9 protein-coding genes are annotated in these 11,847 nt (G+C 61.2%); all 9 read left to right on the forward strand.

Annotation, left to right across the window (positions count from 1 at the left end; all coding sequences use genetic code 11):
- The first annotated feature begins 196 nt into the window (after window positions 1-196).
- Window positions 197-3,418, forward strand: coding sequence for a phage tail tape measure protein (locus tag WA070_RS07185; RefSeq protein WP_422633413.1), 3,222 nt, complete (start codon window positions 197-199; stop codon window positions 3,416-3,418).
- Entirely contained in the window at window positions 3,419-4,021 is a 603-nt protein-coding gene (locus WA070_RS07190; RefSeq protein WP_422633414.1) for a hypothetical protein, read from the forward strand.
- A gap of 11 nt (window positions 4,022-4,032) precedes the next feature.
- Window positions 4,033-4,623 (forward strand): hypothetical protein, encoded by a 591-nt coding sequence (locus tag WA070_RS07195; protein ID WP_422633415.1) that lies wholly within the window; start codon window positions 4,033-4,035, stop codon window positions 4,621-4,623.
- Complete coding sequence (locus WA070_RS07200; protein ID WP_422633416.1) at window positions 4,620-5,036, forward strand: DUF6950 family protein; 417 nt, start codon at window positions 4,620-4,622, stop codon at window positions 5,034-5,036. The genes WA070_RS07195 and WA070_RS07200 overlap by 4 nt, the downstream gene beginning before the upstream one ends.
- Window positions 5,036-8,053, forward strand: a complete 3,018-nt coding sequence (locus WA070_RS07205) for a hypothetical protein (RefSeq protein ID WP_422633417.1) — start codon at window positions 5,036-5,038, stop codon at window positions 8,051-8,053. Before WA070_RS07200 ends, WA070_RS07205 begins: the two co-directional genes overlap by 1 nt.
- Window positions 8,054-8,061: 8 nt before the next feature.
- The gene (locus WA070_RS07210; RefSeq protein WP_422633418.1) at window positions 8,062-9,642 is read left to right on the forward strand and encodes a hypothetical protein; all 1,581 of its coding nucleotides are present in this window, start codon (window positions 8,062-8,064) and stop codon (window positions 9,640-9,642) included.
- A 7-nt stretch (window positions 9,643-9,649) separates the two neighbouring features.
- Window positions 9,650-10,945: a hypothetical protein gene (locus tag WA070_RS07215; protein WP_422633419.1), complete on the forward strand. Its 1,296-nt coding sequence runs from the start codon at window positions 9,650-9,652 to the stop codon at window positions 10,943-10,945.
- An 80-nt stretch (window positions 10,946-11,025) separates the two neighbouring features.
- Window positions 11,026-11,439 carry a hypothetical protein gene (locus tag WA070_RS07220; RefSeq protein WP_422633420.1) on the forward strand — a complete coding sequence of 138 codons (414 nt, stop codon included), beginning with the start codon at window positions 11,026-11,028 and terminating at the stop codon, window positions 11,437-11,439.
- Window positions 11,440-11,453: 14 nt separating this feature from the next.
- Window positions 11,454-11,847: TIGR02594 family protein (locus tag WA070_RS07225; protein ID WP_422633421.1), on the forward strand; the 394-nt coding region annotated here is incomplete at its 3' end.

The raw sequence follows: 11,847 nt of genomic DNA on the forward strand, positions 1-11,847 counted from the left end.
ATCGAAGCGCTAACCTATCAGGCGCGGTTGGTCGTCAATCTGGGGCGATGGCCCAAATCGAAATATCTGCCATCGCTGGAGGATCTGCTCAGGCCTGCGAAGCCCGACCAACCGCAATCACCCGACGATATGTTGGCCGCCTTTCAGGAAATGAAAGACGCGGGCGCACCGATCGAAATCAAAAAGGTAGCATAGAATGAGCGACGACGTCCGGATCGGAGGGTTGCACGGCGATCTGTCGATCGACGTCAAAGGTTGGGCCATGGGTCTGGAAGATGCCCGCGAAGGTCTGGCCGACTTCGCCAAGGAGGTCGCGTCCCAGTTCAAAGAGTTGGAAACCAAGATCCGGAATATCGCGCTGGGCCTGACAGCTGCGATCAGCGTGCCTTTTGCCGGCATGGCCTTGGTATCGAAGCGCGGCGCGGGCTCGTTCGAAAAGTCCATGAACAATGTCAATGCGGCGTTGCGCGGGATTTCCGGTGAGCAGCTTACCGCCCTGTCTGAGGCGGCCCGAAAGTTAGGGCCGGAAGTCGGCCGTAGTGCCAAGGAAGCAGCTGACGGCATCGAAACTCTGGGGCTGGCGGGCATGGACGCCAGCGCCATACTTAACGGTGGCCTTGCCCAGACGTTGCGCCTCGCCGCCGCCAATGCCGCAGGGTTGGGAGAATCGGCCGCAGTCGTGACCGATGTGATGGCGCAGTTCCGCAAAGGCACGGGCGATCTGGAAGGCGTCGTCAACAACATCACTGGCGCGCTGGACGCATCAAAGCTCGGGTTCAATGATTTCAAAGATGCCATCGCTCAAGGCGGCGGCGTTGCCGGGTCGGCGGGCGTCAGCTTCGAGGATTTCAACACGGCGCTGGCCGGTACCGCCGCGCTCTTCGGTTCGGGTTCGGACGCCGGCACAAGTTTCAAGACGTTCATCACCTCTCTGACGCCCAAGTCCAAAGAGGCAAAAGAGATGATGAAAGATCTGGGCATCGAATTTTACGATGCGACCGGCAAGATGAAGGATCTGTCCGACATCGCCGAGCTGCTGCGCGAGAAGCTGGGCAATCTGTCGGATCGGTCGCGCACGAAGGCATTGACCGAAATATTCGGTGCGGATGCGATGCGTACGGCGATTGGTCTGATGCGTCTTGGCGGGCAAGAATTCGATGCATTGCAAAAGACGATCGCCCAAACCGATGCGGGCGAAAAGCTCGCCATCCAGATGCAGGGTGCTGAAGAGGCCAGCAATCATCTGGCCAATGCCTTCGATGGACTGAAAATCGCACTTGGGGCGACTGGCATCCTTGCCGTGTTCACATCGGTTACCAACGCGCTGACCGCCGTGACGAACGGCATCGCTAACCTCAATCCAGTCGTCCTGCAGATCGGCGTCGCGATTTGGGGTGTAACAGCGGCAATAGGGCCAATGATGCTTGCCCTGATGGGTATCGTAAAAGTTCTCGGCCCGATGATCCTGTTGCGAGGCAGTTTCGGTGCGGTTTCATTGGCCATGTCGGCTTTGATCAATCCTCTGGGGACCGTCATAGCGTTGCTCGGTCGCTTCATTCTTGCTTTGTCTGGCACCAGTATTGCCCTGCGCGCGGTGGGTATGGCGCTTGGAGCGGCGGCCGGTTGGATCGGGCTGGCGGTTACTGCACTCACACTGTTCGCGCTATGGATGGGCCGGACTAGCACTGCCAGTTCGGCGGCGACGATGGCCGTCGACGCGGCAACGGAGGCTTATAACAAACAGCAGACGGCGGCGCTGGGACTGGTCGCTGCAACCGGCGAAGCCCGCAAGGCGATTATCGAAAAGATGAAAGCCGATAGGGCGGCTGAGCTTCAGGCAATGGCGACGGCGCGCGCGGAAGTCGTTGCCGCAAAGGCCGAACTGGCCCGCGCGCAACAGCAAACCTCGCGTGAATCCAGTTCGTCGGTTGCACGATTTGGATATTTGCCCGGCGCAAATAAGGGGCCGACGCGACAGGAAAAGGAGGCCGCCGCTACATTAGCAGCGCGCGCTACAGCGCTCGACACCCTTGCCAAGACAGTCGAGGGCTATACCCGATCGATCAACACCCCGGAATTTGCGACCATCGACATGAATTTCGATGCTGCCGATGCTGGTAAAAAAGGTGGCAAAGGTTCAGGCCCATCGGCCAAGGAGCTTGCCGATCGCCGCGAGCAGATGAAGCTGGATCAGCAGATTGCGGTCGCCCGTGCGCGCGACGACAAGGATGAGGTCCGCCGCCTGGAAGATAAGCAGGACGTTCTACAACGTCAGCGCGGCTATGAGGATGCTGGGCTGGATGTGGCTGCGGCGAAGCTGGCGGCCGAACGGGACATTCAGGAAGTGAAGGCAGCGGCGGCAGAGTTCGACGCGCGGGAGGTCGCCAAAAGCGAGGACGCGTTCGACCTGCAACTGGCAGAGATTCGCGGCGATCAGGAAATGATGCGGGTAAAATCCGATCAGGCCTATCTGGATGAGAGAACCGTCCATTGGCAGAATGAAAAACTGACGTTGATGGAGGCGCAAGCGCGTGCGGCCGAAGATCTGGTTCAACTGGAGGCGGCGCGCGCCGATCAGGCAGCAAAGGCGGCGAAGCAGGCCGCCCTAGACCGCGACGTGGAACTCTCCCGCCTGCGCAGTGATACGGGCGGTCAGCAGCGCGCCAAGGATCGCGCTGCTGAATTGAATGCGCGCACTGCCAAATATTATGAACAGGGTCGCGGAAAGGTGTCGGAAGACGATGCCCGTGATCGCGCCGATAGGGAAATGACGGAAGAGGACCGGTCACGGATGCAGGGTGACTTCCGTTCGACGTTCCGGGATGGCGTGCGCGCCGCGATGGACGGCGATCTGAAGAGCTTCGCAAAGGATTGGTGGAAGGACCAGGTATCGAAGGGCATGGAAGCGGCGCTCAACAACCTGTCCGATATGCTGTTCAATTTGTTTCGCCAGGCGCTCGGCCAAGGCGGAGCTTCTGGGGCGTCCAGCGGCGGCGGCATATTCGGGTCGATCCTTGGGGGAATCGGCTCGATCTTTGGTGGAAGCAAACTCGGCGGGGTGAGTGCGGCCTCCCAATCCTATCTGGATGGCGTATCTACATCGCTTGCCATTCCCAAGAACTTGCCGGGGTTCGCCACTGGCGGTAGCTTCGAGGTCGGCGGTAAGCCGGGCATCGATACCAATCTTGTCCAGTTCTGGGGCACAGCAGGTGAAACGGTCAACATCCGGCGCGCCAATGACAATGGCGGCGGCGGTGGTGTCGCTCATATCGTCCCTTCGCCCTATTTCGATGTTGTCGTCGATCGGCGCGCCGCTGGCGTGGCGGCACCCATGGCCGTGGCATCGGGCATGCAGGCGCGCGGCGCGGCGGGCGCGGATATGAAGCGCGCCACCCGCCGCCGGATACCGGGGCGTTAAATGGCTGTCATCACCATGCCGGATTGGGTCGTTCCCAATGGCGCCGAACCATATCTGCGAGACTTCGGGACGGTCCTCACCCCGTTCCTCGGTGGGCCGGAACAGCGCATCAATCGCCTGGGTACACGGTTCGGCCTGCGGCTGACCCTGCCGTCGATGCCGACGCGCAGCGAAGCGTTGGTCGTTCAATCGCGCCTGCTGCGCGCACGGGAAGACCGGCTGCTGATGGAGTGGCCACAGCCTGACTTCGATACGGGCGATCCCGGCGCACCGCGTGTATCGGCCGCTGTGACTTCCGGCGTCACCTTGCCGCTGAAGGGCATGGCGGTCGGCTATACGGTCAAGGAAGGACAGTTCCTCGCCATCATCCATGGCGGTCGGCGCTACGTCCATATGTTTGCGGCCGATGGCACCGTCGGCGCGGGCGGCACAATCAACGCCCCGATCTGGCCGATGTTTCGTACCCAGCTATCCGTCAATGACATCGTGGAAATTGCCGTGCCTAGAATCGAGGGCATGGTTTCGCCGGGGGACGAACTGTCCTGGCAGATATCAGTCGATCGCCTCGCCAGCTTCAGCTTCACGCTGGCTGAAGGCGCTTAAGGGGGCCATCTTTGGACGCAACGCTCAAAAACGCCCTGGCCCAGCCAGCGGTGCTGCTTTTCGGCGCGCTCAAGATTGAGCTGCCCGGCTATACCCTGCGCCTGCTCGACGGGTCGGCCGTGCTGCAGATCGGGTCGGAAATCTATGTCGGGCGCGATGAGACATTCGGGACCATCTCCAGCATATCGGAAGTCGCCGAAGAGATTGGCGACAGCGCACCGGAAATTACGATCACGCTCTATCCCGCTGACGTCGCGGCCAATGCCGTGCTGTCGCATCCGGACATGCAGGGTGCTGTCGTCACGCTGATGGCCGGCGCGGTCGATAGCGCGACCGGCACCGTGATCGGTACGCCGGAAATTCTCTTCCTGGGCGAGATCGATGTGCCGACCATTGGGATTGATCAGCAGGGCGCGCGGACGCTCGAATATAGCGTCGTCAGCGTGTTCGAGCGATTGTTCGAGGTCGAGGAAGGCCAGCGTGCCTCCAATGGCTGGCACCAGTCGATCTATCCGGGCGAGTTGGGGCTGGACTATATGACCGGCACCGACGTCAATCTCTACTGGGGCGCGAAGCCGCCTCAGGGGCAGACCGCGCGATGACCCCGATGGAGCGCCGTCACGCCGCGATCGAGGCGACCATGGCCCGTTACCGCGATCGCCCCTTTGCATGGGGCAAGGTCGATTGCGCGAAGGTCGCGGCCTTTCACCTCAAGCAGCTGGGATATAAAATCCTGATCAGCAAGGCCGGTTCATACTCGTCGCCACTGGGTGCGTGCCGGGCCATCAAGCGCATGGGCTATGACACCCTACCGATGTTGCTTGATGGATTGGGGCTGACGCGCATCCCTTACAGCCGTTTGTTGCTGGGCGATATCGTGGAGCTTGAGGGCGAGGCTCCCGGCGCGATCGGCCTTTATGCGGGCAACGGGAATATCTTCGGCTTCCATGAAGATCATGATGCACTGGTCACAGTCCAGCCATCGCAAATCCTGACCGCCTGGAGCGTCCTGTAATGTCGAAGTTCGCGCGGACAGCGGCTATGGTCGTCGGCGCAGTCGCGCTGATTGCCGCGACCGCTGGCATGGCTGCGCCCGCTGTGGCCGCTACGGCTACCACCGCCGCCAGCGCTGGCGGGATAGCCGGTATTTCCGCCGCCACGCTCGCGGCAGTTGGCACCTATGGCAGCCTTGCCGCCGGCGTCCTGTCGGTCGCCGCGCAGGTGACTGCGCCGGGGTTCAGCCAACAGGGCAGCGCGACGTCGTTCCAGACCAATCCGCAGAGCGGCCTGCCCTATGCGATGGGTCGGACCCGCATGTCAGGCCTGCGCATCTTCGCCGCCACCAGCAACACGCCTGGATATACGAAGGCGCAGGATCTGCTCTGGTTCGGCGCTCTACTCACGATCGGCGGCCAGATCGACAGCATCGAGCGCTTTACCGCCGATAACGAGGTCGTCAGTTTCAACGTCGGCGGCAATGCAAACGGGCGTTTGGCCAACTACATGGCGCAGCGCCTGCATATGGGCGGGCTACAGGCCAGTGGCCTTGCAACCACGCTGAACGGCGGCTCACCGCCCGGATGGACGTCGCAGCATAAGCTGTCGGGCATTACCCATGCGATGTGGGGGCTTCGCTTCAGCAAAGATGGCGATTTCTACGGCGCAGGCGCGCCCGAACCGGCGTGGATCGGCAAATGGGTCAAGGTTTATGATCCACGACTGGACAGCACCTATCCCGGTGGTTCCGGCCCGTGCCGCGCGCTGAACGAGGCGACCTATGTGTGGTCGCAGAATCCGGGCCTGCATGCACTCACCTGGGCGCTTGGCCGCTGGGAGAATGGCAAGCGCACTTGCGGCATCGGCGCGCCGATCGCCAACATCCGCGTCGCTGAATTTGTCGAGTGTGCCAATGTCGATGACGCGAACGGCTGGAAGGTCGGCGGCGTCGAATGGACCACGGACAGCAAATGGGACACGCTCAAGCGCATCCTTCAGGCGGGTGGCGCGGTCCCGACGCAGACCGGGGCGATGATCGGTTGTCTGGTATCGACGCCGCGCACCGCTATTGCGACGATCCATAGCCATCATCTGCATGACGGTCTTTCCCTGCCCGCGACCAAGCGCCGCCGCGACCGGTTCAACTCCGTCATTCCGCGCTATGTGGACGAAGACAGCGACTGGGCGGTTATATCCGGCAAGGCGGTCACGGTCCCCGAATATGTGACGGCCGACAAGGGTCAGCGCACCAAGGAAATCGACTTCCCGCTGGTGCAGGTTTTCTCAGGCGAGGCGGCGACGCAGCCCGGCCAGCTGGCCGCCTATGCGATCGTCAATAGCCGCGAGGCCGGACCATTCACATGGTCGACCGGGCCTGAATGGATCGGCCTCAAGACCGGCGACGTCGTCTACCTGAACGTGCCCGAAGAAGGACTGGTCAATCAGCCTGTCCTCATCACCCGTCGTTCGCCCGACCCCGCCACAGGCAAGGTGTCGTTCGCCGGTGATACGGAAACCTATAGCAAGCATCCTTATGCGCTGGGGCAGAGCACAACCCCGCCCACCTCTTTCAGCCTGACTGCGCCAGATCTGACGCCGCCTGCGCCGTCGGCAGCGGCGTGGGCGGTTGCAGGTGGCACAACGGGCGAAGGCCTGCCTTGTCTGATTGTCGCGGGCAGTCCCGAGCACCCTTCGGCAGATGCTGTGCTAGTCGATTATCGCATAGCGGGCAGCGAGCCATGGTCACAGTCGGCTATTCTGCGCGCCACTGCCAACGTCCTGCACATCATCTCGCCCCTGGCATCGAATGAGCTTTACGAGGTCAGGGTAGGCTACCGCGTCGATTCCTATGATGGCCTCTACACCATATTGCCGGCGGTGCGGAGCGGATCCGGTAAGCTCAGCACGATTGAGGAAGGCGCTACAAATAGTAACAACGCGGACTCCCCCTTCGGCGGGAAGACAGTCGGCGAGGTGCTGTCAGACGCCGAAATCCACGCCGAGGGCATCCTTGCACAAGCGCTACGCCAGGATGATCTTGTGCAAGTTCTGGGCGCGACGAACTTTATTGATGGTCAGCCAGTCAGCACGACATTCCTCAACTTCCGCGACGCGCAGGAAGGTATCAACGAAGCCACCGCCACCACATTCGACCTGATGGGCACTAAAGGGCCAACCGGTACAAACTGGAACCTCGACCTTGTAAAGTTGATGGTTTCTCCCACGCAAAATCTTGGCCAGAAGTTTTCCGAGTTGGCCGCGATCGGGACGTTGGACGACGGCACCGTGGTGAAGGCGACCGTGCAGTTCTTGCGGGAAGTGTTCATCGGCGATGGCCAGAGCTATGCCAAAACGATCCTGCGATCGGACGTGAACGGCACGTTCGGCGCTTTCTCCATCCTTGCCGACGGGGTGACCCGGCGCTCCACCATGGCCTTCATCGCCAACGAGTTCTACTTTGTCGATCAGAACGGCGGCAACCCGACCCGGCCCCTGACCTATGTGGGTGCGCAGAACGGAGAGCCAGCGCGATGGGAATTTGGCGCAGACATTTATGCCAAGCGCATCGTCGCTGACGTCATCGAGACGAAGAATATCAAAGCAAATCAGGTCACCGGCACGACTTATTTCCAGCAGAGCTGGGGCGGGATTGATGTTGGTCAACTTGGAGCGCCCGGCACCCGCGTCTGGGCGACCTTCGGCGGCGCAACACCGGTGCAGGTGTCCACGCAGGGTGTAACGATCCCACTGGCAACCGAGGTCACCATAACATTCTTCGTCAACATGCAGCGCACCGGCAGCGACAATGACCGCGTCTGGTTCCGCCTGCGTCGCGAAAGCGCGAAAACCGGCAGCTCCATCATCGGCGATACTATGCGCACGGGCATGAGCAACTTCCCGAACGTCGCCACTTGGGCATGGCTCGATAAGGTGCCGGTCGAGGATCAGTATCTCTACACGATCGAGATCTGGCGCGACGAAGGCGGTGGTACCTATTTCGGCACCAAACTGATCTGCGAAGTCGGCAAGCGATAGGATCGACCATGAGCCAGCTTTCCGAACTGCTTGACCGTGTCTCCACTTTGCTGGGGCGCTTCAGCCTTCGCCATTTCCAATGGGTGAACATCGTCACCGGCGATGTCGATGGTGGACCGAACGGCGACGGCTATTATCCATTCTCAGATACGAACGACACTACCGTGCTTGTCCCCAGCATGAAGCTGATCGAAACGATCGCCGGTGCGCCGGGTGTTCCCGAAGCGCCTATGGATGGCAAAGCATATATTCGCCGCAACGGCGCGTGGGTGGCCTTCACGATCCAGGACAATGGCGGGGTCGATCCAGAATTTCCGCCCGAAGCCCCGATGAAATTCGTGGGCAACGAAATCACGGAATACACTGCACCCGGCACGCGCGGCCAAAAATTCAAGGTCATCGGGCCGATCCCCCGCAAGTTCTGGAACACGCAGTTGGGATCGCTGGACGGCGAGCCGGAGTGGATCAGGCTGGAGGCGCGCGAGAATGAGCGGCGGCCCGAAGACCTAGACCACCCGGTCGATCGCGTCGGGCTGGATGGCTACATCAACACGGTCGACAGCGACTCCACCACTACTATCGAATTCTCTTTCATTCGCGGTCCGAACACGGCGTCCACCGGCTATCAGTGGCTGAACTTTTTTGAATACCGGACCCTGCTCTACGCTGGCGACTTCGGCACGGCTGGCTTCCTGGCGATGTTCCTGGAGCGCAGCACTGGCTATTTCGTCATTCACGACAAGACCCCGACGTTTAACGAGGACGGGGTGCTCATCAACACGACCACGGGCGTGCTGCATGCCGTGCCCGCTTTTCCTGAATGGGAGAGGCAGGAGTTTAAAGTCGTGGTCAAAGAAGGGACCTCGGACGGCTTCATTCAGATCTGGCAGAACGGCATTCAGATCGTCAACAAGGTCGGTCAGGTAGGCTACCAACGTCCAGCCTATATGCAATTTCGTATCTATCGTGGGACGCGGCCTGAGACGGCGATCACCTTTACGAAGATCAAGTCGATCGAGAGCGTGTCGCCCTTCGTCCCATGGGTCGACATCGCTGACACCTTCCCTGGCGTAAAGCTGCCCTCGATCTACAAGCTGGTGAAAGCTGGGACCGGCACGTCGAAGGTCACCGTCGGCAACAACGTGCTGAAGATTGAAAGCGGGTCAACGCCCGGCGAGGCATCGCGCATCGTCCGCCGCATTGTCGGTGCGGTGAACAACGGGATCGTCCGCTACCGCGTTGAGATCGACTATACGGCCACCCAGAACGGCAAGGTCGCCGCGCTGGCGCGCATTGTGCCCGATGGCACCGGCACGATCGCGCCGATGCCGGTGCCGGGCGGCGATCCTGAGATGATTGAGGTCGGCCTTACGAGTGCCAGCCCTACCGCGATGGCGGTGCTGGAATTTACGGTGCCGCCCGAAGTGCGCGCCCCGCATCTGCACTTCGAAGGGCCGTCGGGCGAAAATCGCGCGGTCAGCATCCGCGCGATCCGCATCATCGACGTCTCGAACACCCCGGCGTCAGCCATCCGCAATTCTTCCGGTGGTTATGTCCGCAACGCCTCTGGCGGCTTCGTTTTAAGGTAGGATTATCATGGCTGACACACTTCTCTCCGATGAATTGGCGGCTGCTGGTCTGGTCGCTAGCCAACTCGTCAGAACCGACGATCTGAATAGCCGGCTGCAAGAATATACAAAGACCGTCGATCTGCCCACTGGCGGCGGTGGAGGCGGTGGGTCTGCCCCCACATTTCTCCGCTACGCGTCGGTAGGCCGCAGCCTGCCCGATAGCGCGGCCAACACCGGCACGCCGATTGAGATCATGGCACGGGCTACCGACTTCGCTCGCTATGATCTGAAACGACCGCGACCGGTGTTCGGCATCGGCTGGTATGTGAATAATGCTGGCGCGGAAGTTGCCCTGCCGGGCACCTTCGAAATCACGGCCTCAATCGAATATCCGATCAGTACGTTCCGCCAGCTAAAATTTGGTGGTCAGGTCAAGGGCAGCTACCAAGGTGGCGACATAGCTATCCCGGACGAACTGACGGCGGATCTGGCGATCCCGGCAGGCGAGCCATTTGCGGTGAAGTTCTGGCTCAAGTCGCCGGGTGGCTATGTCTATGACAATAGCTATTCGGCGATGGCGGGCGATACGTTCAACATCGGCCAAGGAAGCACAACGCCTGACCTGACGATGACGACGCAGTCCGGTGGATCGTCGCAGTCTGGCGTGGGCCTGACCCATCTGGGGGTGATCGACAACATCGCGCAGGAGGCTGATCTCGACATCGGCGACCATAATTGTGCCGGGGACGACAAGGAAGAACGCGACATCAATGGCGCTTTCGGCGTCCTGGCCCGCATGACGCGAGGCAAGTTCGGCGGGATCAACGCAGGCCGCAGCGGCACCACCGCCACCCAGTTTACCGCTGCCAACCGGCCACGCACCATCGCGCTGGCTCAATATGCAGGCCGCCTCAAATGCATTCTGGGCGTGCTGGACTGTCGTAATGGCATGACCGCTGCGGCTGTTGCGACCGAGCTGGTCCGCATCCGCAATCTGTTTCCAGATCGGAAATTCTATATCGCGACCCTCCCACCACTTCAGGACGGAAGCGGCACATCCTTCCTTGCGCAGGACGGCAGCGATCAGGTGGCCAACGTAAACAACGGGCAGGTATCTGCGCTTAACGTCCTGATCCGGGGCGGGCTGGTCACGAACTCACGCCCGGCTATCAACGGCGTCCTCGATCTGCGCACCGTGCTAGAGCATCCCAGCGATCCTACAAAGTGGCGGACCTATGGCACGATCGATGGCCTCAACATGAAGCCTGCCATGTTCAAAATAGGTGCAGCGACCTGCCCCGGTCGGGAACTGCTTTTCTGATGTTCGGCATGCCACCGGGCAACATGCATGGTCAGCCACGGGCGGCGGCTGTCGTGTCATATCTTCAAGGAGCAACGGCGATGTCGCCCTTTAGCGAGGCGCTGGTCGCCAAATATGGCTGGATTTGGATCGGGCTGACGTTCGGTTTTGCCGCCAAATATGCGTTGTTGATCAAGCGAGGGGTGAAGATCAAGGCGTCGCTCGTCATCGCCGATCTGCTGCTGCTGCCTATGGTCGCACTCATTGCCTATTGGATGGTGTCCCGCGCGGGTGTCGATGCGGAAGGCGCTGCCCTCATCACCGCCGGGGCGACCGTCGGCGCTGACCGCCTCGTCAAATTCTATACCGACCGATTTGTGCGCGGCGTGACGGACGTCATGCAGGATGAAGCCACGCGCCGCCGCCAGATCCTGCGCGAAGAGGTGCAGACCGAGATCAGCGCCGACCGAATCGTCCACGACATTGCCACCGGCAAACGGTCACTCGACCAGTAACTTCGGAGATCGACATGAACACGAAAGACCCTGCGTGGCTGCTGGCCGCGCGGGCGCTCCTTGGCACGCGTGAAGCGGCCGGGATCGCCAACAATGCGTCCATCCTCGGCTGGGCCAAAACGCTGGGCGCGAAGGTGCTGGGCATGGTCTATAACGCTGACAGCGTGCCATGGTGCGGCCTGTTCGTCGCCCACGCGCTGCGTGATGGCGGCGTCGACCTTTCAGACATGAAGGTCGCCGTTCGGGCCAAGGCATGGGCGACCTGGGGCGCGGCGCTGGCCGCCGACCGCCTGGCACCCGGCGCGATTCTTGTGTTCGACCGGGAGGGCGGCGGACACGTCGCTTTCTATGTCGGTGAGGACGCCAGCCACTATCATGTTTTGGGCGGCAATCAGGGCGACTGCGTCA

Source organism: Sphingobium sp. (assembly GCF_049304695.1).
In the GTDB taxonomy this organism is placed as follows: Bacteria; Pseudomonadota; Alphaproteobacteria; order Sphingomonadales; family Sphingomonadaceae; genus Sphingobium.